Genomic DNA, 26,110 nt, shown 5'->3' with positions numbered 1-26,110 from the left:
CGACGAGCCTTCCGTGATTCTTTCCTCTTTCATTTGCTCGCTCCTCGGCGTTGCAAGGAGGGGGCAAGTCCTCACGACGCCGAAGGGGGCGGTTCGCAAAGGCGCGCCACAGCGAAACGCTGAAAGCGCCGGTCCTCGGCTGCTCAAAGAACCCGCAAGACTAAACTGCTGCTCCGCTGCTCGATTTCAAGGATGGAAAGGCCCTTACTCGATTTGGCTTGCGCGTTAGGACCGCACGGGCAGCGCCCACCTCGTTCCGCGTCAATGCAGGTGAGGCAACCGCAATCATGCTCTGATCTATATCAATTCGATGTCGCGCCTGAGACGTTGTCGCATGTTTGACGTATGTCGCATCCGCTCGAAACAACTCAGATGAGACCGTCTTTCTCTGAGTGCCTCTCTCTTAAGGGGCCATTCTGCCAAATCGGAAAGTGGTACGAGAATTGCTGTGCCCACCATGCTGGTTCTTGGAAGTCCTGAGGATCGCATGCACGCTGTCGTCCTTATAAAGCAGCTGGTTGTCAATGTCCGCGAGTGGCGGCCCAACATGCGCAAGCGCCTGAGAGGGGCCGCACCGGTCCGTGACCTGAGGTGTGCCGAGCTGCGCGAAGAGTTCCGTGCCGAGCGCACTTCTTTACGTCGGCGCTTGAGACGTTGGTATGTTCTTACGAGAAGTGCTGACCTTGTCCGCCGCAACCGTTGCATCATTTGCCAGCCATTCTTTCGAGAGTCTGGATACGCACGTGACGACTCCGTAGCTCGGATAGAAACCGGACCGACCGGCAACGAACAAAGACAGCTCCCCGTTGGCTCAACCTGCGGAGCGGCGCGCATCGGTTTGCTCCACCTATTGGTCGGTACGCGCTGGGACCGGGTCAAACATTTCGGGCCCGGCGCTTTCCTTCGCGCGCGGACTTCCAGCTGCGACAAGCAGAGCCAACATCTGTGCAAGTAAAATGGAAATAGAAATGGATGACCAATCGCACGGCCAAATGCCACTCTCTTCAAGCGGACGGGAAAGCCGCGGGCCAGACCTATTTAGCTTCGTCGAATGCGCTACACAGACAAAATCAATCAAAGCGCTGTTCGATCTTCTTGTCAGTTGCGCGAGCAATGAAGGCTTTAATAAAGTCGCGTACGGAGCACTCACCTGCTCGAATGAGCGTCGTCTGCTGGACTATCTGCCGCCCCCGCCAACCATAAACTTCCCGTCTGATTGGTGCCAACGCTATGCTGAGCAAGAGTATCGAGCGATCGACCCGGTAGTCCGGCGGACAGCAATGCTGCCAAGGCCCTTTCTTTGGGATGACCTAACCCATAAATATAAACTGCAGCCCCGTGAGCTGCGCGTCTTGCACGAGGCCAGAGAAGCAGGTCTTAAGCATGGCATAAGTGTGCCATTGTTTGGATCGCAAGGCCGATTGGCTTTCGTATCGTTTGCATCTCCCTTCGATGATGCCGATCCACAGAAGCGCATGGCTCATCTCACGATATTGGCGTCGGCGTTTCACAACGCTGTCGCGCAGATTACACCGCCCCTTGATGAAGATTGCGAGACAGACATTCCGCTAACCGAGCGAGAAACAGAGTGCCTATACTGGGTTGCAGAAGGAAAGTCAGCCTGGGTAATCGGGCGACTTGTGGACGTCAGCGAGAATACCGTCAACTTTCACATGAAGAACGTCGTCAGAAAGCTAGGGGCGGCGAACCGGACAAATGCTGTACACAAAGCAACCCGACGCCGCCTCATTTAACTCCGCGCCCGTTTAAAGGCACGATCAAAGGCCCCGTCTTCGGGCGGGCTCTTCTGTAATTGCCGCGGATCGGGACAACCGATCTCTAGTGGCTTCGACGATGTACTTCAACGGAAGCGGCTCAAACCAGATAGCTGGGCACGCAAGCGCATCAGGCGCGCGTATGCGGTGTCCCTCAACAGCGCCCGGTGTGGACTTGGGGCGTCGTCGTTGCATGCAAGTCCCGTTGCGCCAGACTCAATCCGCCTCTCAAGCGATCTAGTGTTGCTAAACACGCTGCTCAACGAGACGGCGGAAGACGCCGACATCATCTTCATTCTCTCCAGCAACCGTCCCGAGGCGATCGAGGCCGCGCCAGCGTCCCGGTCTTATCGATCCGGCAATCGAGGTGCCGCTGCCTGATGCGCTCCGCCGAGGCAAGGTGGTTCGCCCTATGGCAGCGGCTTGCCGGTACACAAAGCCATGATCGCTGAAGCCGTGCGCTTCACCGCGGGGGCAACGCCGCCAGCGCCGCCTTACAATTGCGGCACGATTTCCATCAACATGAAGCCACCTGCTCGTGCAGCGAGGTCAATCGCCTATCTAGGCATTGTGGTAAGGATTCTCCACCCATCGACCTTGCCGCATGTTGATCTGGCAGGAGTGAGCAGGCCAAGACAATATTGCCGTGGCGACCGCTGATGGCAAACGGTCTTGATCTTGATCCGTCGCTTGAACTCTTCGTGCGGCCGCTCAATAGTGTTAGTAACCGGTATGAGATCTGCCGGTGCCAACGTTCCGCTGCGGTGTTCTACAGCGTGGTGTATGGTACTACCATCGGCACGGAGGCAGCGGGAGCACGAATTGCGGGTCCGGCGATACAGGCAATGCGCCGGGAGTTCGAGTTGGGAGCTGGCCACCTCTGCGACTCACTGCGTTGTAGCAAGAGCCCTAACTCGCACTTGTCGTCTCGCCGCAGCTCAGATGCCGATGAGACGAGTGATTGGACTCGGCATCCAGCGAAGCTTCGGAGGGATGTTTGGGGTGGCGGCAGGCTCCGCCGGCAGCACTGATATGACGCGGAGTGCGTCAAAGCGCTGGCAAGACTCTGCTGGCCAGCGATGAGGTGGTGCTCGAGGTCATCGCAACAGCATGGCGGTGCGGACGCCTTTCGCCCCGTGTGATTGTCGGCAGTCCGCTGCAAGCGAAGCAACTCGCGCAGGCGCTCGACAAACCGAGAAGATCGTCCCGGTCACGCCGGCCAATTTGGAGGAGGAAGGTATCCTTCCCAGATTCGGATGCGTCAGAGGCCGGAAGCGACATCGCGAATACGTTGGGACCTTCGCCAGGATAAGCCGAAGCGCAGGCACAATAGTGTCCGCTGTTCGATCTTCCGCCGAGGCCTCAGCAACTTCGACAAGGGACTTGTTTTCGACGCACATGGGGCAGGCGCTGCGCTAACAGGCAGCAGGCTTTAGGCAGCCGAACGCGACGATAACCTCGCAATCTCTTTTGGCGCAGGGCCGATCTCGCGGCCGGTTCAACCCGCCACCTCAACTGTTTTGACTGCCAGCCCTAGTGCCAGTCCGTTTGGGCAACGTTCTTCCATGATTGGCTTCAAAGTTCGCGCCAACTCCGAGCGTGCAGCAAGGCTCTTTGTTAATGGGCTATCAGAGTGGCGGGCAGGCACCGATCCTAATCCCAGCGCACCTATTGCCGGTGGTCCTACGGGATGGTGTAGGATCGCCGCTACTCTCAGAAGTCATCAAAACCGCCGCGGATTGCCAAGTCCTTCATCGGAGTGTCGCCACAGTGAAACTGTTCTGTGGTTCATGTCCTCGGGTCAAAGTGCCACCTCCTAATCTCTGGTTCTCTAGTCTCACGGACTTAACGAAGGAGTTTCGCAATTGTTTCGGTGTCCAGCTGTTGGCTGCCTTCATTAAATATCTCACCTCGCATCTACTTTTGCGCGACATCAAATACGCGTGGATCAGCTCCTGACTAGATGAGCAAAACGCGGGCCAACTTCAGTAAAGGTTCTTGCTTCATGGCGCTCACGCAGAGATTAGAGTTCCGGCAGTCGCAGTCGCTGGTCATGACGCCGCAGCTGATGCAGGCGATCAAGCTGCTGCAATTGTCCAATCTCGATCTCACCACCTTCGTGGAGGAGGAGCTCGAGCGAAACCCGCTGCTCGAGCGAGCCAATGACGATGTAGCTGGCGCCGAAGCCCCGACTGAAGTCGATCAGGTCAGCGGCGAACAGCTGGCCGAGGCAGCTTCGCGGAACGCCCAGGATGCGGCGCCGACCACCTATACCGAATGGGGCGGCGGCGCCTCCGGTGACGAAGACTACAATCTCGAAGCTTTTGTCGCGGCCGAGACGACGTTGTCGGGCCATCTCGCCGAGCAGCTCTCGGTTGCCTTCACCGCGCCCGCGCAACGCATGATCGGCCAGTACCTGATCGACCTCGTCGACGAGGCCGGCTATCTGCCGCCCGATCTCGGCCAGGCCGCCGAGCGTCTCGGTGCGTCGCAAGCCGAGGTCGAAAGCGTCCTCGCCGTGCTGCAAAAATTCGATCCGCCCGGGGTCTGCGCGCGTTCCTTAAGTGAATGCCTGGCGATCCAGCTGCGCGAGCTCGACCGCTACGACCCCGCGATGCAGGCGCTGGTCGAGCATCTCGATCTGCTCGCCAAGCGCGACATCGCGGCTCTTCGCAAGATCTGCGGCGTCGACGATGAGGACATCGCCGACATGATCGGCGAGATCCGCCGCCTCAATCCCAAGCCCGGCATGAAGTTCGGCTCGGCGCGCCTGCAGACCATGGTGCCCGACGTCTATGTCCGCCCGGGTCCCGACGGCGGCTGGCATGTCGAGCTCAACAGCGACACCTTGCCGCGCGTGCTGGTCAACCAGACCTATTATTCCGAGCTGTCGAAGAAGATCGGCAAGGACGGCGACAAGTCCTATTTCACGGATGCGTTGCAGAACGCGACCTGGCTGGTGCGCGCGCTCGACCAGCGCGCCCGCACCATCCTGAAAGTGGCGACCGAGATCGTGCGCCAGCAGGACGGGTTCTTCACCCACGGTGTCGCCCATTTGCGCCCGCTCAACCTGAAGGCCGTCGCCGACGCCATCCAGATGCACGAATCCACGGTGTCGCGTGTCACCGCCAACAAATACATGGCGACCAACCGCGGCACGTTCGAGCTGAAATATTTCTTCACGGCCTCGATCGCCTCGGCCGACGGGGGCGAAGCGCATTCGGCGGAAGCGGTGCGTCACCACATCAAGCAGCTGATCGATTCGGAGGAGCCCTCCGCCATCCTGTCGGACGACACCATCGTGGAACGCTTGCGCGCCTTGGGCATCGATATTGCCCGCCGCACGGTCGCGAAGTACCGCGAAGCCATGCGCATACCCTCTTCGGTGCAACGCCGCCGCGACAAGGAGTGGTCAACGATCAACAGTCAAGCATCGGCAGGAACTGGCCTCCCGGAAGAAACTCCCAGCCGTCGATTTGGACTCCACAAGCTACGCTTTGGATTTGCCTGAAAGTGGGTCTTTGGCGCGACATTTGTTGATTGGCGGTTGAACGAAGCCGCTCGCGCCGACTGCCGTCTGACAGGATCCGAGTGTTCTCAGAGCCGACCCCTTCAGACAGGAGGTTTTCTGATGGCTCAGGTGAGCCGCCGCATGATCAAGGACATGACGGTGGGCAATTTGTCGCCGGCAACGCAGCCGATCAAATCTCAACGCGGTATCGAAGCCTAGCCGATTGCTTTTAGCCGATCTCCCGCTTGGAGGATGTTCATACGTTCCAGGTTCACCTGGTGGTAACAGGGATCTCTTGGCAGCATGTCAACCAGATGGTATGTGCGTTGCACTTTTTCGACGGCGTGACGCTCGGCCACAGTGAGATTCCCGAGCGCATCGCCTACGCGCGAGAGCCTCTCAAGCTGCCGGTCGTGCTGATTGCCGAGGAGGTGGTGCGCTTTCTGAAGGCAATCCTTGGGCCTAAGGAGCCGCATAGCGCTGACGACGTCTATGCCGCAGGATTAAGCGTGTCGGAAGTGGCTTTCCTCGCTATTCCGGATATCGACAGACAGCGGATGGTAATCCGGGTGAGCGGGCAAAGGCGGCAGGGACGTCATGCTCTCGCCACGACTTCTTAACATTCTAAGGGCCTATTGGCGGCTAACCCGACCGACACGCAGACTATTTGCCGTCCGGGACAGTTAGCGGCCGCTTGATGCGACCGTTCTGTATGCTGCGTGCCGCTCGGCCCACAGCGCAGCGGATCTGAACAAACGCGTGACGGTGCACACAGTGCGACACAGTTTTGCGACCCATCTTCTAGAGTGGCGCCGACATTCGTGTGATCCATTGTTGATGCGGTCTGCGCCGCAACCGGCCAGGCACTTGACGCCTTCTATGCTTTGACGGTCGCATGGGCCAGCCGACCAGGCACCGGATCTCGCAGGTCGTTGGGAAGCCGAATTCCCCGTCGACGTCCTGAGCGGCAATCGGGCTCTGGGATAGGTGAGGGGCAGCGTCATCGGAAGCCTCGAAAGGCTCGAGGTCGATCCAAGCGAAATCGACGTCGACGTCCTCGCTCTCGCGGCGATGGTGCACGCCGCCGACGGAGGGATGAATCGGCTCGGCGGAAGGTCCCACCGTAGCCGCGCCGACGTACAGGTCGGCGGGCAACGCCTTGCTCATAGAGTCTTGATATACTCGACAAGCGCTCGCCGTTCGGCGTCCGTCAATTCTGGTCCGACCACGCCAGGCGGCAGCTTCTTTAAGTCGGTTTCCTTGCCCTCGAAGGAATGTCCGCGATTGCTGTTCCCAAGCAGCGACACATCGAAGTTCGTCAGGCCGGCCGCACAGCTGTCGGCCGACTGTGCTTTCGTAAGAAGTCCGACATTGACCGGGTCGAACGCACGGCTGCCGACGCAAAACGACATCGGGCGCTGGCCCTGCGGTACCAACATGTCTCTCAGCGTCGGAACGGAGCCGTTGTGCAGATAAGGAGCTGCCGCCCAGACACCGTCCAACGGGCGCGCCCGGTACTGAGGTTCAAGGGCGAGAACAACTTCGTCCTTGCCGTTGCGGCTTGCACGCGCCCCGACATAGCTGGTTTTTGGCAGTTCTTTCTCGGCCCCCACATTTGACGCTTGGTTTCTTCAGAAGTGCCGTTCGCAATCATCCATTGGTCAATCGTCTTGCCGACCACGTCCATGAGCGCGAGTACAAACAGCGGATCTCCCCCTTTATCTGCCGGAAGGCCACAGCCTCCGGCTTTGTTGAGGTCATCTGCAGGATTTAATCCGAGTGACGCGGGTAGGTGAACGCGCCGCGTCGTGAGGACGCTGGATTGTTGGGGGTCGGTGCCGATCGCTGCGACCGGCATCTGGACCACGTTGAAATAATGCCGTCCGCCGATCTCCACCCAATTCTTCTCATTCTTGGCTGAGCGATCGGGGTTCTCTGGGCTCCAGAACGAATCTTCCGGCCACTTTTTGTCCAAGGCAGTGTCGTTGACCGGGCCCCGGTGACATTCAAAGCAGTGAGCGCGATAAAGATCGCGACCTTGTTCGACGAGCTTTTCATCAATCGCCCAGGCCGGGTCACCGCGGAATTTCTCCTGCGCGTCCTTCCATTGGGGGCCACGAGCCCGGTAAATTTTCCGCGGCTTGCATCGCCCGCCGAAAAGGGATCGGCGCCGCGAAGAAGCTCTTCGAACCGCGCGATTTCGGATAGATGTATCGACGACGCAAAAAGCGGCCGTCCGGGCGCGGCCGCTGTCATATTGATTGTCGCGCTGACACCGAGCGCCTCGCCGGAATTGCGAACGAGTTCGTTGAGAACAGAAGCGTCATACTGTGCCCAAAGGAAGTACGGCGTGTCCCAGATTGGCGGAAAGCTCACGGGCGCATCGTGCCGCGCGAAATTGCCCTTGAGGAGTTGGTCCCGGAGTTCGCCAGTCGCGGGATCGAGTAGGCTCGTATAGAAAACCTGGTTCCCGATCCGGTTCAGCGCATCAAGTCGACCGAACCCTTCGTCGAGATCCGCCACTCCCTGTCCCGTCATAAGCCTGTCGGCCGCTGCCTTTTGGTTCTTGATCTTTTGAAGTGCGAGCTCCAGATCGCCTCGAATCTGCTTTCTATCGACGCTTTGCCCTTTGATCCGCTCCAGCTTGCTGGCGAAACGCTCAAATCGCCATGGCAACATCAGCGTGTAGCCGATCGATAGCCCGATCACTCTTTCAACGTCGCCGAGATTGACCATCGCCGGCCCACCGTCGAACCGTATGCTGACATTCTTGTATTCGAGATGCCCCGTATGACAGGCGGCGCAGGTTAGTCCATCTGATCTTCATATGGGGCGCCCGTCGTCGGATCGACGCCGCCCTTGAGGATGGCAAGACCGACCGGCAGCCTTCTGGGGTCGTGCTCAGGAAGCTGCGGATCTTACAGAGCAGTCCCGCTCGTCACTTTGCTCAAGTTGGCCGCTTCGAAGTCGTCCCATCCAAAAGCGCGACCATTGGTAATCACGATCCGTGCTGGCCAAGGCTTACCAGCTCCGTCTCTTCGCTCGTCCTCCGTGTAAGAGCCTCTGCTGGTAGATGGATGAGTTCGTCCAGATGGGAGCCAAATCGCTTCTCCGCTGCAGCGATTTCAGAATCGCTCGCGACGGCAAACAACGACTTTAAGCCAAGACTTATGAACCATTCCATCCGCCGAAGTTCGAGCTCCTGTCCGGCATCAACAGGTGCGCCCGCCGCCGACCGCTCGATCATAGATGCGGGCGGAAATTGGCGACGCCGGTGATGCGGGCATCCTTCAACGATTCGGCCATATCCTCCCAGCAAGCGAACGGGTCGATCATGATTATCGCCGCATAGACATGAGGAGCCGACGTTGTCTTGTCGAGGGTTAGCAAGTCTCGCAAAAGACAGTCGTTCCAATCGCGGATTGGCAAGGGTCGCCATGACCAGCAGGGAGCCTTCTGGAAGGCTGCGCAAAGAGGGCGCGTAGGCTTGCAATTCTGCGCCTTTAGCTATTGTCCGGCATCTGTGTGGCAAGTTTGCCGGAACTCTCGCTCTCAACGTTTATACCCAATGTTACCCATTTGGACGCCTCGCGGATCTTACACCCGGGTAGAGCCGGGTCTAGACCACCTGTTGTTAGGAATCGTTCTGGGAGGAAGATCGTGTCTCACCATTGCACGGACGACCTGAGGTCGGCCTGGGATGGTAACCTGTCCGAACTGGCGACTGGATCCGCGACTACGGATGCGGTCGCGATCGTGGCCACGCTGGATACCAAGGGCCGCGAGGCGTCTTACCTTGCGGACATTATCGAGGCGTGCGGCCGCAAGACCATCCTGATTGACAGCGGCACTAAGAGGGATGACGGCGACAAACCAGCCGATGCGAAGACCCCCACGGAACTCTTGAAGCAGATTGCTGAAAGGACGCGCAGTAAGGTTGGTGACCTCCTGGGGGCAGGAACGATCAGCGCGATTGTCGGGGTTGAGGGTGGCAGGGGAAGCGCAGTTTTCGGCGAAGTTGTGTCTGAGCTGCCTTATGGCTTTCCAAAACTTCTGGTGAGCAGCGCAAGGCCTGCGCTACTCGCTAAATTGGCCACTCACAGCGACATCATCCTCTATCCGGCGCTGGTCGATCTGTTCGGCCTCAATGTCTTTACCACAAGGTTGCTCGAGAACGCGGGGCGGGCCATTGCGGCCACGCACTATGCTCCCGTCAAGCTTGGCCGAGACAAGAAGATCGTCGCGATCACGGCCGATCAGCTGCTCCATTTTACGTGCGAGAAATCTCCGCGTCTTGGCGGAACGACGGCCTTTTCGAATGGCATGGTCTGGGTTCCCTGTTCTGCTCAGGCGCGCGCGGCTAACATCGATGACACCATCGCCGATGCGAGGACATACCTGCAGCACGAACTCGGCGTTTATTATCGTGCGCAATTCATTGATGCTTATCTTGAAGACAGGCCGCCGGCGCGAACCGCGCTCGAGAACGGCACGAGTGTCAAGTTTACCCTAGCCATTACGCCCGATTATCACTCGAGCCAACTTGGCGGCGCTGATAAGGGACGGGCACTGAGCCCCGCCCCCTATGATGGGCGGCTTCTAGGCAAGGACTTCGATTTGATTGGTCATCCCATTCGGGTTGTGCTCGGGGGCATGATGATCTCATCGAGTGAGGTGAAAAGCTTTCTCAACCCACTCCAATCTGTTGCGTCGCTCAAACACGTCTTAACTTGCCTGAGCCGCTATGCGCGGGATCGGCTCAGCTTCAGCCGTGGTACTGAGCTCAGCGGGGGAAATGCCTTGATCGCGCGGCTGCTGGTGAGCCTGCGCGAGTACGGCGTAGAAATTTGGCCATATTCTCCAGCGGTCGAACTCACGAAGGAAGGCTGGCGCGTCACGAGTGCCATTATCAAGCGGATCAACGTTGGCATCCGCGTGCGCGCCTCACGTGGTGTTGTTCTCGCAACTGGCGGCTTTGCCCGGAACGCGCAGTTGAGAACGGACCTCAGTGGTGCACACCAGCATGATGTTACGTTGGCCCACGCCGATGTTAACGGTGACGGCATTGGGCCTGCAACTACGCTCGGGGCCGCCATCGACAAAGATGTCGCATCGGCCGGCTTCTGGACCCCGGTTTCAATCCTGAAACGCGGCAGCGGCTCGCAGGTTGTGCCATACGGCTGGCTCGACCGCGGCCGTCCTGGGGTCATTGCTGTCGGTCCAAATGCCAGACGCTTCGTCAACGAATCGAATTCGTACCACGATATTTGCCTGGCAATGTTTGAAAACGGCTATCCATCAGATAAGCGATTCTACTTCATCTGCGATCACCAGTTCGTTCGATTGAGGGGTATGGGACACCTACTGCCATGGCCCTGGACGTTGAGCATCGGTAAATATGTGCGCCTTGGCTACGTCAAGGCTGGTGAAACGATTTCTGAGCTCGCAAAGCAGCCGGGACCAGATCCCGCTGTGCTTCAAAAGACGATCGAGGAACACAACGGGCACGCTGCCCAAAGACGGGATCCCTCTTTAAGCGTGGGGAATCGGCTTTCAATCGCACGCTCGGCGATCCGACCGTCGGGAAAAATCCAAATCTTGGACAAATCAAAGACGGACCATTTGTCGCGCTGCCGATCGTTCCGGCAACGCTCGGCACGGCGACCGGATTGGCGACGGACAGTTACGGAAACGTCCTGGATGCACAAGGCAACGCAATCCAGGGGCTTTATGCTTGCGGCAACGACATGACGTCGCCGATGCGCGGAATTTATCCTGGGGCAGGCATAACAATCGGTCCCGCCATCCTATTCGCATATCGCGCCGTCAACGCAATAGTGCTTTCCGCTGATCAGGAGCAAAAAGCCGTCGCCTCCGGAGCTTGAGCGTCTACCACACTCGTCTGTGGCGGGGAACATGTGCTCGGGTCCGGGGCGCGCATCGATAGAAACGTCGGCCCGACCCGCGACATCCTGAGAGGGCGGCCGGGTTCGAGTGGTGAGCCCCGGCGGAGGGGGAGATCGGCGCACTAACTGTCTTCGATGTATCGCAAAGAGCTCGGCTCCCCAGTAGGTGTTCCAAGACATATGACAGCGGGCGAAATCGATCGTTCAACAGCTAGGCGGCGTAGTGAGGAGTCGAAAATGTCAGGACAAGCGGCGCAGGCGTCTGCTTCCCCGACGCGATCGCAATCCGCTGGCCGCGAGGCAGTGATGCAACTCGACAAGATCGATTTTCGTCTTCTTGATCTCGTCCAACGAGACAATCGCCTCTGTAGTGAACAACTTGGAGGGAAGGTCGGCCTATCCGCATCCGGAGTTCAACGTCGGCTGAAGCGCCTTCGATCGACGGGTGTCATAGAGGCCGACGTTTCCATCATTTCTCCAAAAGCAATTGGGCGTAATGTGACCGCAGTGGTTCTCATTTCCTTGGAGCGCGCGCGTGCCGATACCGTTGATCGTCTAAAGAGGCAAATTAGCAAGATGCCTGAAGTGATGAGCGCATTCTACGTTACAGGTCTGGCTGACCTCGTCTTGCTAGTTACCGTAAACGATATGGAAGATTACGAGCGGTTTGCTCGGCGCCTTACAGAGGAAAGTTCAGACATAAAGCGCATTGAAACAATGGTGGTCATGGAACGGTTCAAAGCAGGATTTACTTTGCCAATAGCCTCCATCGCATGGTGTTAAGCGACTGACGAAGAAGGACATTGGCTTGCTCAACTACCGTCGACCGCAGTCCGTAAGGGTCGGCTTTGGTCTTTATGGCTAGATCGATCACAATCTTCAGATGGGGGATACGTTGCGTCGCTCGCGTCACGCCAAGATCGTGGCAACAGCCGGTCCGGCAAGTGCCGAGCTTGAGAAGATACGTGCTCTCTACCTTTCCGGGGTAGATATCTTTCGGCTAAACTTCAGTCACGGAACCCACGAAGAACACGCCAAGAGTTATGTGTGTATCCGTGAACTCGAGCGGGAATTCGGCCGGCAGATAGGCATCCTGCAGGATCTCCAAGGTCCAAAGCTCCGCATCGGATCCCTTGAAGAAGGCAGGCTGGTTTTGCGTGCTGGAGAAACGGTCCGCTTTGTGATGATGGAGCCAACGAAGCAAAGCAATCGATACCCTTGCCTCATCCGGAGATCTTTGCAGCCGTCCATCCCGGGCAAGAACTTCTCATTGACGATGGCCGGGTGCGCTTGAGGGTCACCGAGCCGCGAGACGGAGAAATCGTTGCGCAAGTGGAGGTCGGAGGCCTGGTGTCGGACCACAAGGGGGTCAACGTACCGGGGGCCATGCTCGCCTTATCTCCGCTCACCAACAAAGATCGCGCCGACTTCGCGTTCGGCATTGACCTTGGGTCCAATGGGTGGCCTTGTCCTTTGTTCAGAAACCGTTCGACCTGATTGAGGCACGCTCCCTGATCGGCGAGGCCGCAAGTTTGATGGCGAAAATCGAGACGCCGATGGCGCTCGATCGAATCGACGACATCATTGGCTTGTCGGACGGCGTTATGGTGGCGCGCGGTGATCTTGACGTCGAAATCCCGCCCGAGGAGGTGCCTGGCCGGCAAAAGGAGCTCGTGCGCGCCTTCGGCGTGCCGGAAAATCCGTCATCGTCGCAACGCAAATGTTGGATTCCATGGTGGCTGGGCCGATTCCGCCGCGGGCGGAAACCTCAGATGTCGCTACCGCCATCTATGATGGAGCCGATGCAGTGATGCTATCTGCTGAATCGGCAAGCGGGGCCTAACCAAGGTCTTCAGAACAACTAAGGCGTTTCGGCATTCAACCGGGGAAGAAGCGCCGGGGCATGGGAAGATCCTCGACAGATCTATGACACGTTATCTGCGGAACTTGGCGCAGCAACTGCGAAGCTCGACGCGATCGCTTGATTAGCGATTAGCAGAATCCGCGTCAATTAGCGAATAGCTCGTGCTGCGGCCGCCGGCCGAGTCCTTGGTCAGCACGCCTTTTGCGACAAGATCGTCAATGTCACGCAGAGCTGTGTCCTGCGATGACTTCGTTACCAGTGCCCACTTCGATGAGGTGAGCTTGCCTTCGAAGCCTTCGAACAGGCGTTCGATCATTGCGCGCTGGCGGTCGTTGAAGCTTTGATCGGCATGCTTCTTCCAGAAGCGGACCTTTCGAAGAACTGACGCCAGGATTGTGTCAGCGCGATCGAAGGCACGATCGAGGCAATCAAGAACCATTCGAGCCATTCGGTGATGTCGAGTTCACGTTTCTGGGTGGCTTCCAAAATATCGTAGTAGGCTTACGCTCCTGCCGGATCTGGGCCGACATGCTGTAGAAGCGCTGCGAGCTGTTCTCGGAGCGGGCCAGCGCCATATCGGCAATCTCGCGGGGCATTGCGGCCATTGCCGTCTTCGAACGGATGGATGGTGGCGAACCAAAGGTGCGCAATCGCCGCCTTCAACACGGCATCGATTTCCTGCGCGCCATTGAACCAATCAATGAAGGCTTTCATCTCGTCGCCAGTAAGGCGGCTTTGGGGGCTTCGTAGTGTACCCGCTCGCGTCCGATCGGCTCCGAGACGACTTGCATCGAACCCGACGCCTCAGTGCGCCAGGCACCGACGGTGATCTTGTTCATGCCGCTGCGCCCCGGAAACAAGGCTGCCTGCCAGCCAAACAACCGTTCGGCGCTGAGGGGCGTACTGTACTTTCCAGTGGCGTCGAGCATCATCTCCACGATGCCTTCGACGTTGCGCTCGGAAGGGGTGAGGGCGTCGATATCGATTCCGAGACGACGGCCAGCGATGAACGCACCTGTTCGTCGCTGAGAACCTCGCCTTCGATTTCGCTCGACTTGGTGACTTCTTCGGTGAGGGCCTCAAGATTTGCTTCTGTCTTGAGTCTGATGCCGAGCTCCTCCATACGCCCCGAAAGACGTCCCTGGCGATTGCGCACCGCCGCCAGCTTCTGGGCAAGCTTTGAGGCGTCTTAGGTGAGGGCTTTGGAGAACGAGTTGGCAACAAAATCCACAAAAAAGAAGCCGTTTTAGATAATTGCGCTCAGCGAGGGCGGGTACCTCGGGCTGTACGCTGCCGAGATCCTTGCCCGCCTGGAGGAAAGGGCTGGCAGACCCATTGGAAGCTGTTTTGATTTGATCGCTGGCACTTCCGTCGGTGGGATCTTGCAGCGGGCGTTTCGCTGGATGTGCCGGCTGCCCGCATGCGAGACCTCTTCATCGAACGGGGGCGGGACATCTTTTCGGGCCGGCCGCGGCCCAAGTTCGGCTGGATCGACGGAGGGGCGGTCAGTGCTTGGTCCGAAATACGATGGCCAAGCCTTGCGGAGCGTTGTTTCCTAAATTATTGGCGACCAAACGATGCTGGCTGCCTGCAAGCACCGCTTGATCATCCCCGCGGTCAACATGACGAAGGGGAGTGTCCAGATGTTCAAGACGGGTCATCACCCGGATTTCACGCTGCATCCCAAGCGGCGATTGGTCGACGTGGTCATGGCGACCAGCGCCGCGCCGACCTACTTCCCACTGGCGGAGGTTGGCGCTGCGCATGCCGACGGCGGTCTCGTCGCCAATGCCCCTGACCAATGTGCCCTGCACGAGGCAACGCACTTTCTGAAGCAAGATGTGTGTCAGATCTCGATCCTCAGCATCGGCACCACTTCGACCGGATTTTCCCTCAAGCGATCCCTCGGTCGCGATCTCGGCAGCGCGAAATGGATGATGCGAGGCCGGCTATTGAGAACAATCGTTTCCTCACAGCAGCAGCTCGTCGATTACATGCTGCGCCACCAACTGGGCGAACGCTATCTACGAATCGATGCCACCCAATCGGAAGAGCAGCAGGCATATTTGGCCCTGGATGTTGCTGACGCGAACGCTCAAGGTACGTTGCTTGGCTTGGCGGAAGGCAGCTTCCAGAAGGTTTCTGCTGATCCTGCACTTCAAAAATTTCTGACTCACAAGCCCGATCCGTCCGACTTTCCCGGCGTGACCTCGGCTTAGATTAAGCGGCGAGCGCTCTAAAGTCGGTACCTGGAAGACCAAGTTCTCATAGGCGTTTCTTGAGTTGGATCGATCCCTTGGTATTGCGATCGGTCCAGTAATGACCGCTCATCTTCTTCGGCGGCGTACCGATGACGGGGTAGCGGAATGCGCCATAGTGGATTTCGGTCTGCGTGCCGCGAGCGAGAATGTCGGGGTCGCTCTGGTAAACGCCAAAGACACCATCATTGTGACGGATCAGCCGTCCAGCAAGCTGAAAGGATCTATTTGTGTTGGGCTCTTCGCCTGTCACCAATCGAACCGATAACGATGTGTAGGTTTGCGTAATCGTGGCGGTGCCGGTGATCGTCTTATTGTCTCGGCCACCCTGTTTGGCGTAGGAGGACAATAATTCAGCTCCCCACTCGCCGGAGAGCTCGGGTGTCTTGTGAAAAAGCCGGAACGGCCAGTGCCGCCACAATACCCGGTCGACGGCCGTCAAGAGGCCGGTGACGACCGCGACCGTGACCGAAAATGGCTTGGCGTAATCCCAGGATAGGTCTACTCCGAAGTACAGGAGTGAAATTGCCCAGACCCCGGCCGCAACGATGATGATAACCGAGATCGAAAAGCCTGAAGGCATGTCCGAAGCAAATGTCTGAGGAAATGGATATCGAAGCGCTGCTTCGGAAAGTACATTCTGAAGGCCTTCCTCGCTACCCTTTGCTGGTCGTGTTCTTCACCGGAAGCGAACAGCCGCCGGATTGTGTTTCGATGCTTCGCGTTCCGATGCTGAGTGGAGGCTTTGTCTTTGGCGAGGACTTTAGCAGCCGGGTTCGGCAAGCGATGGCGGATAACGAGAGCGCCCACGATGGAGCGGTTGCGTTCGGCCGATCGAGGAAGTCCAGCTCCTATAAGTGCGCGGGCTGGTCTTACCGCATTGTCGCGACAACAGCATCTGGTGCGGCAGAGGCAGGCGCGGCTTACAACAGCGCAATTTCGTTGTCGCTGAGCCGCGGTGTCGATCTCGTCTGCCTGTTTTCCCGGGATCTGGAGATCTTCGTGGGTGGGAGGCGGGCAACCCTCGTTGAAGGTCGGTAGTTCCTATCATAGGGAAGCGATTGCGGTTGCTCCGGCCGATAGCCAGGCCGTCTGAATACCGATCCGGCCCAGCACGTTGGACGGGGGGGCAGGAACCGCCCTTTTGGCCCCAAAAAGGTCCGAATCGGCCGCAATTGGGTAAATCCTTGATATGACATCGAAACCTTTTTGAAATCTAGCTCTTGTTGTCAGAAGTTCTCCTATGTTTCTGACACTGGAGTGAGAGCCATGACCGCCCTTAGCACCCGGATTTTGGAAGTCACCAAAGAACTGCCCGAAGGCGCACCGATTGCTGCCAAGGCGCTTTTGCACCTTGGAAAGCGTGCTGCTGTCGATCAGGCCCTTTCGCGTCTTGCCGAGCGAGGAAAGCTCCTGCGTGCGAAGCGAGGGGTGTATCTACGTCCGGTCGAAAGCCGTTTCGGGGTTAGAGCTCCGTCGGTCGAAAAAGTCGTTGAGGAAACCAAGGCTCGCAGCGGTGAGACCATTGTTTCCAGCGGCGCGGCGGCGGCCAACCATCTTGGTTTGACAACGCAGGTACCCGTCCGTCAGGTTTATCTGACCTCTGGTCCTTCTCGCGAGCTCCACCTTGGCAAGCAAGTTGTCCAGCTCAAGCATGCGCCGCTTTGGCAGCTTACGCTGGCGAACCGTCGTGCTGGTGAGGTGGTGCGTGCGCTTGCCTGGGTTGGTCCCAAGACGGCAGAACGAGCATTGCGGTCGCTCAGTCAGAAACTGACCCCAACCGAAGTGAGGGAACTTAAGTCCGCGGCGTCTTCATTGCCGACTTGGCTTGCCAGGCCGGTAAGCGAACTGCATGTCTGACAGGTTCCTAAATCTGTCTGACGCCGAGCGCCGAGAGGTGCTCGGCGTTGCTGCTTCCAATTCAGGACGTCCGGCACATCTCCTTGAGCAAGATGTCTGGGTTGTTTGGTGCTTGAACGCACTCTTTTCCTCTCCACTGGGAGAGCACCTCGTTTTCAAGGGCGGAACGTCCCTTTCCAAGGCGTACGGCGCAACCCACCGCCAGCGATGTCGCAGAACGACTCATTTACGACGGAGGGTGCGAACCTTCTTCAAGGTCGGACCACCATATTCCTTCGTCAAGCCGCCGCGAGAGTTGTTGATACCCTCTTTGATCAATACCTGCAGCGCATCGTTGCGAGACAGCTTTAGCCGCGCCCGACGTTTCGCGACCTTCTTCAGAGCTGTCAGAAGTTCCAAATTCACGGTCAAATCCTCTCTCTCCGGCCTGAGGTCAACTGAACATATAAGGAGCGTTTGGAATTGCCAGACATTCAAGCTGTCGAGCGATCTCCCGTTTCGTCGACTAGGTCCGCGATATCGTCGGCCTTTTACCTGTTCATTGGCTCCGACGAGATTCGGAGATGATGCGTGCGCGGCGGCGACAATCGAACTGGCGAATCGCTCGCCGCGGATGGTCACGCCGCACCCGCGCCTCCAGATCGACGTAACCGAACAGCTTCAGGCTCAACACTTGTGTTAGGCGATGCCTGTCCGGCGGCGAGCCTTAACACCGAAGCAAAGGACCGGGCAGCGTCTCACGGATCGCCGCCCGATTGTGCCACTATTACCTGGCCGGCGGAGCACCCATAAGGATTTTCGTTCAAGGCTGTGGTCATTGTATCGCGAAGATCCCGCTCTTGGCACTGAAAGAGTGTCTCCGTGTGATCCACGCTCGCTTTCTTGATCTCGCCTTGCATGCCTTCCGTCAGCACTTGGGCTGCATTTTGCTCGCGCTGTTGGAGCGCGTTTGCTCGATCCTGTGTTTTCTTTATCTCAATTTTCACGTTCTTGAGCGTGAACTCAGGAACGTTAACTTTCCAAGTTTGCAGCTTCATTTCTACAACTGGTATAGAAAGGACTACCTCCTGGCGATCCGAGCCGCGCACCTCGGGTACGCCCAATATCGTTTTCTGTTCTTGCATAAAAGGGATAGGAATGTCGGTGCACATCTGTCCACCCGCTCGCGTATAACATTCTGGTATGTCCGTGCAGACCTTGCTCCAACCTCCACCGATGCACTTAGTTCTCATGGAGCAAACTGTTTCCGGGGGTTTGTTGATGCATCGTGCTTCCATCCGTACTGATGGTGTGTGATAGATCCACGTCTGCTGGCGCATCTCAACTCGGGGCAGGTTCAACGCGATTTTCTTGTCTTCGTTGCGAAACTCCGGAATGTGAAGCTTCACTTCCTGCACCTTCCACTTCGTCTCCAATTCAAACCCTATCGCGCCTTCTACAGCATTCGGATCCGGAGCGTCCTTTTTAATGTCCTCAGACTCGCGCTCAACGCCGGCGCGACGCTCTTCAAATTTTTTATCGTATGATGCCTGAATTTGGTTGATGCGTTCGGTAAGGGCACCGTCATCGACAGTACAAGCTGCAAAGGAGGGAACTGATGGCAGGAAAAGTGCTAAGATTACACCATAGCGCAATTGCATGATTATTCTCCCTTGAAATTTACAACCTAGGAGTAGGGCAGCGGTACCCGCAGTACCGTCTAGACACCGCCAATCTCTTGGCGATCTCGAATAAACGTTTTCGCTAGGACGCCAGAAGATGACCCCGACTTACCGAGTGGAGGTGATGCGAAGAGGCCGACTCGGCTCCAAGTAATTCAATTGAGGCTGCACCAAAAGAGAAAGTTGCGTACGTATCGTACCAACTGAGCTATTTCCGCTTTCTGGTTACATCTTGTCCAACCTCTGCGGGGCGATTCCGAATACGCAGCTCGCCATTCGACGAAGTCTCCGATCTCACGCTTGGAAACTGACCGCCAATCGCAAGAAGTTCATAAGCACCACGTGCCCTTGGTGAGTAAGTACTGACTCGGGGTGGAATTGCACGCCGTAGGTTGGGGGATGCCGATGTGACCAAGCCATAATCTCACCCTCAATTGAACGGGCTGTCACCATGAGATGCTGCGCGTCTGACTGCTCGAGTTCGGCCGCCAGAGAATGATAGCGTCCAACAGAAAGTGGAGAGGGGACTTGCTTGAACAACCCTCGGCCGTCATGCGTTATGTGTGAGGCTCGGCCGTGCATGGGGCACCGCGCGCGCCACGCGACCGCCGAAAACGTTTCCAATACACTGGTGCCCAAGACAGATGCTAAGAATTGGAACGCGACCCGAGAGTTCGCGGACAATGCCAGTGGATATGGCGGCCTCCGCTGGCGTGCACGGGCCGGGAGAGATCACGATTGCACGCGCCTGAAGCGCGATGAGATCGGTGACGCTGATCGCGTCATTCCGGACGACCTGCGTCTGTTCACCGAGGAAATAGCGCGCAATATTGAACACGAATGAGTCGTAATTGTCGATAATCAAAATCAAAATACACCAGATAGATCGGCACCAAAGGCATCGAAGAACTCTAAGCACAATTTCGCGCGGCGCGAGCTGCTTACAAGCAGCTTTGGCTGCACATGCAAGGAAGCTTAACGGAGTTTACTGCGGCTTGTGACGAGCCTTAGGTTTGAAAGGGGCTTTGTTGCGGCGATGCGCATCTTGCACGATGGCTCGGCCGCGTGGATGCGTTGTTACCCTCCTGGTGCATTCTTTCATTGTCTTCTCTGAAATCCTGCATTTTTGGTGCGTGTGTGATCATGCTCACGCGCCTTAAGGTACTAGAGAGAGCGCGAAGTCGCTGCATTGTCTCGGGGTCGCACGGTATTCCTGCGGGGCCGCGCTCTGTCTCTATTTTGTGCGGTCAACTGCCAGGAAGCTAAACAAGCCGCGCTCCGCAAGGAAAATCTACGCCTCCGGACAGAGCCGAGAACGTAGGTCACAGCCCCGAAGACCTGCATTCGGTGACGAGCGCAGATTTCGCAAATCGAGGGATTGAGTCCGTGGTTTAGCTGCAATGGGAGTTGCAGCGTCCGAATTTTGCGCGGCTTTCCTGCTCGGCAAGAAGAACAACACAATAAACAAGCCGACGAAAGACACCCCGCATTGGACAACTCCAAGTCGCGAGGAAGTGATTGCGGATCGTGTAGGTAGCTGTAGAGAAAATGTACAGCTTAAGATAGAGTAAACTTACCGAAGCGAGGCGTCATATCCGCTTCGCGAGCGCAGGCTTCTAACGAGTTCGATTCTTGTCGTGCGGATGAGGCCATGTCAGTCGCATGAGGTGACGATGCGATCGTTGTTCGAGGATTTTACAAGAACGAGTTCGCAGACGAGGCGAACGTTACTCGAGATCGAAAAGAAAGCTGGTTTCGTTTCATGGACTGGACATAGACGGCCTCTATAATTTGTACTGTTGATCAGGCTGCAAATCGATCTGCTCGCGTTATACGCGAGTTGATTCGAACCGCACTGGCTGTGTCCGCACCGCAGAGGGAGTCAGATCCTAAGATGATGGTGGTCTGTATCAAAATCAGCCGGCGAATTGCGCGGTGTGGGTCACCCCTCAGACAATTCGGATGCGTGTCATCAAGACGGCCTTGTCGCGTTCGTTGCCACGCGTCACCACCAATCGCGGAGCTTTGTTTAGACATTCACAGAGAGAGACACCGTCATGAGTGGCACAATGATAATCGATAACGTTATCCCGCGAGCAGACATCGTCGAACATGCGGACCGGCTTGGTGCCGAAATCAAGAACATTATGCTGTCGGACGATTTGTCTGACGAGGTCATCATAGCCATTAACCGGCTGCTGCTAGAGCGTAAGGTCATCCTCTTCCGTGATCAGGGACATCTCGATCATGCCCAGCAACAGCGTTTGGTGCTCCGGCTCGGCTCGCTGATACCGAATCCCAGAATGCTGGACACAGGGGGAGACCTAACAATCCGGAAGACGCTCCCTGATCGCGCCAGCAGTCATGTCGACCAGATGAACGATGATGACGTCTTCAGTACCCGCCGCCCAACAATTTCAGTGCTGCGGGAGGCAGCGGTCCCGCGTTTTGGCGCGGACATCGCTTGGTCGAACACGGCGGCCGCTTATCTTGATCTTCCCGATCCCCTGCGGATGCTCGCCGATAACCTCTGGGCTGTGCGCTGCGCCGCATTCGATCACATTGCGATGGAGGGGGCCACCGAAGCCGACAAGAGAGCATTGGACGACGTATCCACCGGAACGATCTACGAAACGACACATCCGATCGTTCGTGTTCATCCCGAGACCGGCGAACGCATGCTCTTGCTCGGCCGTTCCGTGCAGAACTTTGTCGGCCTGCAGCGCTATCCGAGCCAAAGACTGTTCGAACTGCTGCAATCCTATCTCACCGCGCCGCAGAACACCCTGTGCTGGAATTGGAAATCAGGTGACGTCGCAATCTGGGACAATCGCGCGGCTGAGCCGTACCCCGTCAACAAAATTGGCAGTCCTCATTTGGCCATGGACCAGCTTGCGATTGACGCCGGCGTACCGCACATGAGTAGGCTGAAATCACGGGCCGCCGAGGCTGCCTAGCAGTGGCCGGGTTTTCGTAAGACGCTGGCGGTCCAAGACTAAGTTGTGGCTCTGCAATGTCGAGGGGAGCTGGCGGTTCGAGCTTATCCCGCCAGAATCGGCTAACCGGCGCGGGCAACCTGCTTCTTTTCTTGTCCATAAGAATTGCTGAGAAGCGCGAGCAGGCGGTGCCATTCTCGTGTGAGAGCCGGGTAGAATGCGAGCCGGCTCTTGGCTATCGGGGCTGGACATTGAAAAGCTGGAGCGGATCGAGCTCGGGCCATGGTCGAGGCTCTATCCAACTTAAAAGCGGCCTCGCGCGCTGCGGAAACAACTCATGAATGTGGGCCCAGGCACATCAGGGTCCTGATCATCGATGAAGGCCTTTCAAGCGTGTCCTTCGCAATTGGGGATCGCGCTCACGCTCGCTTATGAGCAGGCGGGTCGCGTGTTTGTTCGGACAGAAAGGCGTGGACGCGCCTGTCGCATACGTTAGGCATGCTGGGCGGTTCGCTGGAGCCGGTCGCGATCAAAGCGGTTTCTATCCTCAATGTCAGACGTAGCTGGCACATTGTTCAGGAGTGAACATGTTCAGTGTGCGTCCCATGAGATGCCGACGGTTCGGGGGGCTCGCCGCAACAGTTCTTTGGCTTTGGCGAATTCCATCTCGATCGGCTTGAGATCGGGGCTGTAGGGCGGCAGGAATAGTAGGTGCGCGCCGGCGCCTGCGATGAGGCAGGCGGCCTCTTCGTTCTTCTGGCCTGTGAGGATCACTCGGCTTTTTAATGGGCCGCTCTGGGCCTTCTTTAAGCCGAACCGTGCTGGCGCAACATCGGCTGGAGCAGGAGATCGGATTCGGCCGCCACAGATTCGAACGGAGCACGTGAGCCGCTCCGGCTCGTTTCGCTCCCGTGGTTAGCTGCAAACATGGCTCTCTACATAATTACGTCCTGTTCCGACACGGCGTGCCGGCTTGCGTCCTCTGGACATCGGCTTAGGTGGCACCGCACCCTTGGCCGGCTCCGCAAACAATTCGGACAAGTGAATACTCCAGGTCGCGGCGATACGATCCAGGAGATCAATGGTCGGGTTCTCCTTCTTCTGCTCAATGCGCCCCATATACGAGCGGTCAATCTCCCGGCATCATAGGCCAATTGCTCTTGCGGAATGCCGCGCTCTACGCGGATCCGGCGCACATTCCAGGCCACAAGCGCACGAGCGTTCATGCGCAAAGGCAGCCATTCCGACGATTATGAAACCACTGGTTATAGCCAGAGTATTACGATAAGCTCACACCTATGCAGTTGGTTGTCCTAGTTCCAATTTGCTTCAAGGAAGCAGGTCACGGTGAGATGCAGACGCCGTAACGTTTGTCGTCTTCGAATGTCGTCGATCATCACAAGCGTTCTCGCGGTGCGATAGCCCGCCACTGGCCGGAGAGCAGTAATGGCCGCTCAGAGGTACTGCGGCGTTTTCCGGGCACCGCGACCAGATCGGACAACCGTTCAACTGGAGCTCGAAAAGGGAAACGAATTTTTTCCAAGGGCTGGTCTGGCCACGGCCAGTGCGCGCGGGCCGGTCACCACGGGCACCCCGGCATGAAAGAGCAAGAACAGCCTAGCTACATGGCAAATCTCCGATCAGTTCCGGTATGTACTGCGATGAAAGAGGAAATGCGCAGGATGGAGCCACCAGGTCATTGTGAGCCGATATGCGATCGCGGTTTTGGTGCGAAAATGAGTTTGGCGCTGCGACGATTCCGGCGGTACCACAACGCCCCCAATTTGGTTATCGTTGCGCGGAATTCGATAGATTTTTCAGTTTGATAGGAGTCAGGCAGTGCCGGCCGACCCGAAGATCGCAGAATTGGCGCCCACCGCGCACGAGCTCACGTCATATGACAAGGAGCACGCCATCACCTACATGCGACTTCTCGATGCCGACGCTGACGAGGCAGATTGGCGCGAAATCGCGCGCATTGTGCTTGGGCTTGAGCCGACCGTTGAACCCGATCGTGCGCGACGCACGTTCGAAAGTCATCTGACGCGGGCCAAGTGGCTAGCCGGCCGCGGCTATCGTGATCTGCTGCGTGGCGGTTGGCCAAAGCAATGAACACGGCGGATGTCAGGATCCGCGGAATTCCCAGCAATCGCAAAAGATGATTACTCCATCGATTAAGTGCGTGCAAGGCTCGCAGGCGGTACGCACGCAACCGGAAAGGGCCACAATCATCGGCTGCATTTCGTAGCGTGTGAAATCTTGCGGGGAAATGGTGCGATGCCAGGTACTGACTGGAGATCTGAGGAAGCATACAGCGACCTCAAGAAGGCAGAAGCTGCCGACGTGGCCTGGGAGTGGCTGCGCCGGGATCCCGACTACCAAGAGGATTATAGGCGGTTATCTCGCCGGCAACGATCCAGCGCAACCACGGACCAGTTGCGACGGAAGTGGGGGCTCTCGTTTTCCGGCTGATCCGCAAAAGAAATTTGACAAGCAGGCAGTCTTCTGGGCACCCGAAGTGCTGTCGACCGTACTGCCTGTGCGGGCGGCCAACTCCGTGGCGCCTAAAAGCTACCAGCTCGATTTCGGCAATCTGCCGGGTAGCGACCTTCGTCGCGCGCCGGATGGCTGGCATGCCATCGTGCCACTCGGAGGCGCGAAGCATCGCCTTTGGCTGAGGAGACTTCCGGCAAGCGGGTCTGCTGTCGCGCTCGACCTGCCGCTCGACGCGGATCTCGAGCTCCGCTTGCAGGCCGCACGTCAATTTTGGCTCGCGCTTGAGCATCGGCCGCTCGGAACGCCTCCTCTTGCTTTGCCAGCTTTGAAGCGGCGTCGGCTTATCCTCGCGCTGCGCGCACTGGATGGATGGCAGGAAGGAAATAGCTATCGCCAAATCGCGCACGGTCTGTTTGGAAGCCATCGTATTGGCGAGCGGGGCTGGAAAACAGACGATTTGCGCAGCCGAACCATTCGACTTGTTAAGCTGGGGCGGCGCCTCATGCGCCTTCGCTGCCGCGCATTGCTCGACAAGGGCAGACGCAGGAATGACAGTTCATGAGCTCTTGGGCGATCATACCTCCATTCCGTGCTGCAATTCTTTTGGCATGGCACGATCGCGGATAGGATGAGATCTTTGCGTTCCGGTCTCTCACTCTTTGGCGTCCGGATTGCTGCGACAGAGAGGCGCAATCTTCGTAAGGGTTTGACGACTCTGCTCCGATGGTTTTCTCAAGTTGAGTGCTCTCAACTTGAATAGCGGGCAATGCATCGATCTCCCGCTGTACCGTATGAGGGGGCCTGCTAGGCGTCAGGCAGCTTGCGCAAGTGCTGCCTTCTTGCAAAGACGAGCCACCCATCGGCAAAAAGAACGAGCGATTTCGGGATGCTCGCTGCGATCCACCGCATAGGCGCGATATTGCATGCCACTTGGAGCGCGTGAGCCGGGGATGATTTGCAAGGCGCCCCCTCGCACTAGATCACTGACGATGATTTCCGGTGCGACAAGAAGGCATTTCCCTGTCATGACTGCCGGCAGAGCAAGATAATTGTGATCGTACCGCGCGCCCGCTCGTATGTCGTTTGAGGACAGGTTCATGGCCCTCAGCCATGTCGGCAGGATGTCGGGTCGTGATGTGATGTTCAGTATCGGAGTTGAGCGAACGATCGAGAGCTCTCTGCCCGCGACCAGGTTTGGCGGCCCGACGCATACCAGCTCCTCATTGTAGATCTCCCAACTGTCGGCGGGTTCGATGACGGAAAGGTCACGTGTAATCAATATGTCGAAGTCATCCGAAGATGTCGGCGGCGAGAGCGAGCTGATGACGTCCACGATAACGCCGCCAGCTTCAGCAGAGAACGCTTGCAGATTTGGAATCAGAAGCGAGGAAGCAAAAGTCGATAGTGATGTGCGGACGACGATCCGATTGGTGCCCGCTGCCGCCCGCCGCCGCATTCTCTTGGCGGTGAAGCCCACTGTCTCGAGCGGTTCAGAGACTGCGTTAGCAAATAGTCTTCCGAACTCAGTCAAATCACTGCGCCGGCCGCGCCGCGCGATGAGGTCCGCACCAAGATAGTCCCGCAGGACGGATAAATAGCGGCTGACCGAGCTCTGCGTCGTTCCCAAGCTGCTGGCGGCGCGCGTGACGCTGCCTTCGCGTGCGACGGTCACAAAAGCGCGGATGGCATTTAAAGGAACTTCGTCGTCTTGAGCCGCCATTGTCCGCTCCGGCGCCAGATTGAACATCCATCATATTATTCGATGTCCATCGCGGGATTGCCGCGAATCAGGGGGCGGCTGCGCACAAAATCCGCCTGGGAGCGCATTGATACTTGGTCACCG

At 57.6% G+C, this 26,110-nt stretch carries 21 protein-coding genes and 7 pseudogenes; 15 read left to right on the top strand and 13 right to left on the bottom strand.

The window, feature by feature from the left end:
- The first annotated feature begins 968 nt into the window (after positions 1-968).
- From I6F17_RS10265 to I6F17_RS10255, 3 genes are all read left to right on the top strand, one after another.
- Complete coding sequence (locus I6F17_RS10265; protein ID WP_338107460.1) at positions 969-1,754, top strand: LuxR family transcriptional regulator; 786 nt, start codon at positions 969-971, stop codon at positions 1,752-1,754.
- Positions 1,755-3,780: 2,026 nt separating this feature from the next.
- Positions 3,781-5,286 carry an RNA polymerase factor sigma-54 gene (rpoN, locus tag I6F17_RS10260; protein ID WP_225190421.1) on the top strand — a complete coding sequence of 502 codons (1,506 nt, stop codon included), beginning with the start codon at positions 3,781-3,783 and terminating at the stop codon, positions 5,284-5,286.
- 245 nt (positions 5,287-5,531) lie between these two features.
- Positions 5,532-5,906 carry a hypothetical protein gene (locus I6F17_RS10255; RefSeq protein ID WP_225125724.1) on the top strand — a complete coding sequence of 125 codons (375 nt, stop codon included), beginning with the start codon at positions 5,532-5,534 and terminating at the stop codon, positions 5,904-5,906.
- Between the two features lie 543 nt (positions 5,907-6,449).
- On the opposite strand, the gene I6F17_RS10250 is transcribed toward I6F17_RS10255, so the two are convergent.
- On the bottom strand, positions 6,450-6,899 hold the full coding sequence (locus tag I6F17_RS10250) for a hypothetical protein (RefSeq protein WP_225125726.1): 450 nt from the start codon (positions 6,897-6,899) through the stop codon (positions 6,450-6,452).
- Between the two features lie 157 nt (positions 6,900-7,056).
- On the bottom strand, positions 7,057-8,046 hold the full coding sequence (locus I6F17_RS10245) for a hypothetical protein (protein ID WP_346657016.1): 990 nt from the start codon (positions 8,044-8,046) through the stop codon (positions 7,057-7,059).
- A gap of 765 nt (positions 8,047-8,811) precedes the next feature.
- On the opposite strand from I6F17_RS10245, the pseudogene I6F17_RS10240 reads away from it, so the two are divergent.
- From I6F17_RS10240 to pyk, 4 genes and pseudogenes are all read left to right on the top strand, one after another.
- Positions 8,812-10,758 (top strand): annotated as a pseudogene (locus I6F17_RS10240) (FAD-binding protein); the annotation flags it as partial.
- A 134-nt stretch (positions 10,759-10,892) separates the two neighbouring features.
- The gene (locus tag I6F17_RS37610; RefSeq protein WP_346657017.1) at positions 10,893-11,171 is read left to right on the top strand and encodes an FAD-binding protein; all 279 of its coding nucleotides are present in this window, start codon (positions 10,893-10,895) and stop codon (positions 11,169-11,171) included.
- Positions 11,172-11,498: 327 nt separating this feature from the next.
- Positions 11,499-11,975: an Lrp/AsnC family transcriptional regulator gene (locus tag I6F17_RS10235; RefSeq protein WP_225126098.1), complete on the top strand. Its 477-nt coding sequence runs from the start codon at positions 11,499-11,501 to the stop codon at positions 11,973-11,975.
- Positions 11,976-12,087: 112 nt separating this feature from the next.
- Positions 12,088-13,029, top strand: a pseudogene (gene pyk, locus I6F17_RS10230) (pyruvate kinase); the annotation flags it as partial.
- Positions 13,030-13,177: 148 nt separating this feature from the next.
- Here pyk and I6F17_RS10225 read toward each other — a convergent pair.
- From I6F17_RS10225 to I6F17_RS10210, 4 genes and pseudogenes are all read right to left on the bottom strand, one after another.
- On the bottom strand, positions 13,178-13,504 hold the full coding sequence (locus I6F17_RS10225; protein WP_225125730.1) for a hypothetical protein: 327 nt from the start codon (positions 13,502-13,504) through the stop codon (positions 13,178-13,180).
- Positions 13,505-13,557: 53 nt separating this feature from the next.
- Positions 13,558-13,770 carry a Fic family protein gene (locus I6F17_RS10220; protein WP_225125743.1) on the bottom strand — a complete coding sequence of 71 codons (213 nt, stop codon included), beginning with the start codon at positions 13,768-13,770 and terminating at the stop codon, positions 13,558-13,560.
- Positions 13,767-13,994: a hypothetical protein gene (locus I6F17_RS10215; RefSeq protein WP_225125745.1), complete on the bottom strand. Its 228-nt coding sequence runs from the start codon at positions 13,992-13,994 to the stop codon at positions 13,767-13,769. The genes I6F17_RS10220 and I6F17_RS10215 overlap by 4 nt, the downstream gene beginning before the upstream one ends.
- Positions 13,985-14,233: pseudogene (locus tag I6F17_RS10210) on the bottom strand (DUF4172 domain-containing protein); the annotation flags it as partial. The gene I6F17_RS10215 and the pseudogene I6F17_RS10210, both read right to left, overlap by 10 nt.
- A 400-nt stretch (positions 14,234-14,633) precedes the next feature.
- Here I6F17_RS10210 and I6F17_RS10205 point away from each other — a divergent pair.
- A complete protein-coding gene (locus I6F17_RS10205) occupies positions 14,634-15,275 on the top strand; it encodes a CBASS cGAMP-activated phospholipase (protein ID WP_276573248.1) in 642 nt (213 codons plus the stop codon).
- Between the two features lie 46 nt (positions 15,276-15,321).
- Here I6F17_RS10205 and I6F17_RS10200 read toward each other — a convergent pair whose 3' ends face one another.
- A complete protein-coding gene (locus tag I6F17_RS10200; protein ID WP_225125749.1) occupies positions 15,322-15,897 on the bottom strand; it encodes a hypothetical protein in 576 nt (191 codons plus the stop codon).
- A 23-nt stretch (positions 15,898-15,920) separates the two neighbouring features.
- On the opposite strand from I6F17_RS10200, the gene I6F17_RS10195 reads away from it, so the two are divergent.
- From I6F17_RS10195 to I6F17_RS10185, 3 genes and pseudogenes are all read left to right on the top strand, one after another.
- Entirely contained in the window at positions 15,921-16,355 is a 435-nt protein-coding gene (locus tag I6F17_RS10195) for a hypothetical protein (protein WP_225125750.1), read from the top strand.
- Between the two features lie 228 nt (positions 16,356-16,583).
- Positions 16,584-17,174 (top strand): DUF6088 family protein, encoded by a 591-nt coding sequence (locus I6F17_RS10190; protein WP_225125752.1) that lies wholly within the window; start codon positions 16,584-16,586, stop codon positions 17,172-17,174.
- Positions 17,167-17,364 (top strand): annotated as a pseudogene (locus I6F17_RS10185) (nucleotidyl transferase AbiEii/AbiGii toxin family protein); the annotation flags it as partial. The gene I6F17_RS10190 and the pseudogene I6F17_RS10185, both read left to right, overlap by 8 nt.
- Before the next feature lie 32 nt (positions 17,365-17,396).
- On the opposite strand, the gene I6F17_RS10180 reads toward I6F17_RS10185, so the two are convergent.
- The 3 genes and pseudogenes from I6F17_RS10180 to I6F17_RS10170 all read right to left on the bottom strand — a co-directional run bounded on the left by I6F17_RS10180 (position 17,397) and on the right by I6F17_RS10170 (position 19,706).
- Positions 17,397-17,579 carry a hypothetical protein gene (locus I6F17_RS10180; RefSeq protein WP_143035364.1) on the bottom strand — a complete coding sequence of 61 codons (183 nt, stop codon included), beginning with the start codon at positions 17,577-17,579 and terminating at the stop codon, positions 17,397-17,399.
- Positions 17,580-17,911: 332 nt separating this feature from the next.
- Complete coding sequence (locus I6F17_RS10175) at positions 17,912-18,814, bottom strand: hypothetical protein (RefSeq protein WP_225125754.1); 903 nt, start codon at positions 18,812-18,814, stop codon at positions 17,912-17,914.
- A gap of 315 nt (positions 18,815-19,129) precedes the next feature.
- Positions 19,130-19,706, bottom strand: a pseudogene (locus I6F17_RS10170) (aminodeoxychorismate/anthranilate synthase component II).
- A 1,186-nt stretch (positions 19,707-20,892) separates the two neighbouring features.
- Between I6F17_RS10170 and I6F17_RS10165 the strand changes: the two are divergent.
- Positions 20,893-21,792 carry a TauD/TfdA family dioxygenase gene (locus I6F17_RS10165; protein ID WP_225125756.1) on the top strand — a complete coding sequence of 300 codons (900 nt, stop codon included), beginning with the start codon at positions 20,893-20,895 and terminating at the stop codon, positions 21,790-21,792.
- Positions 21,793-22,324: 532 nt separating this feature from the next.
- On the opposite strand, the pseudogene I6F17_RS10160 reads toward I6F17_RS10165, so the two are convergent.
- Positions 22,325-22,494 (bottom strand): annotated as a pseudogene (locus I6F17_RS10160) (IS630 family transposase); the annotation flags it as partial.
- A gap of 192 nt (positions 22,495-22,686) precedes the next feature.
- Positions 22,687-22,997 (bottom strand): annotated as a pseudogene (locus tag I6F17_RS10155) (helix-turn-helix transcriptional regulator).
- 613 nt (positions 22,998-23,610) lie between these two features.
- Here I6F17_RS10155 and I6F17_RS10150 point away from each other — a divergent pair.
- From I6F17_RS10150 to I6F17_RS10140, 3 genes are all read left to right on the top strand, one after another.
- Positions 23,611-23,883, top strand: a complete 273-nt coding sequence (locus tag I6F17_RS10150) for a DUF2285 domain-containing protein (RefSeq protein WP_225125759.1) — start codon at positions 23,611-23,613, stop codon at positions 23,881-23,883.
- Positions 23,884-24,048: 165 nt separating this feature from the next.
- Positions 24,049-24,243 carry a DUF6499 domain-containing protein gene (locus I6F17_RS10145; RefSeq protein WP_225125761.1) on the top strand — a complete coding sequence of 65 codons (195 nt, stop codon included), beginning with the start codon at positions 24,049-24,051 and terminating at the stop codon, positions 24,241-24,243.
- A 46-nt stretch (positions 24,244-24,289) separates the two neighbouring features.
- Positions 24,290-24,829 carry a DUF2285 domain-containing protein gene (locus I6F17_RS10140; protein ID WP_225125763.1) on the top strand — a complete coding sequence of 180 codons (540 nt, stop codon included), beginning with the start codon at positions 24,290-24,292 and terminating at the stop codon, positions 24,827-24,829.
- Between the two features lie 249 nt (positions 24,830-25,078).
- Here the strand turns inward: I6F17_RS10140 and I6F17_RS10135 are convergent, their stop codons facing one another.
- Positions 25,079-25,987 (bottom strand): LysR family transcriptional regulator, encoded by a 909-nt coding sequence (locus I6F17_RS10135; RefSeq protein WP_225125765.1) that lies wholly within the window; start codon positions 25,985-25,987, stop codon positions 25,079-25,081.
- Positions 25,988-26,110 lie beyond the last annotated feature (123 nt).

The organism is Bradyrhizobium sp. NBAIM18, from assembly GCF_020193825.1.
In the GTDB taxonomy this organism is placed as follows: domain Bacteria; phylum Pseudomonadota; class Alphaproteobacteria; order Rhizobiales; family Xanthobacteraceae; genus Bradyrhizobium; species Bradyrhizobium yuanmingense.
This window is presented reverse-complemented; position numbering and strand designations above follow the sequence as displayed.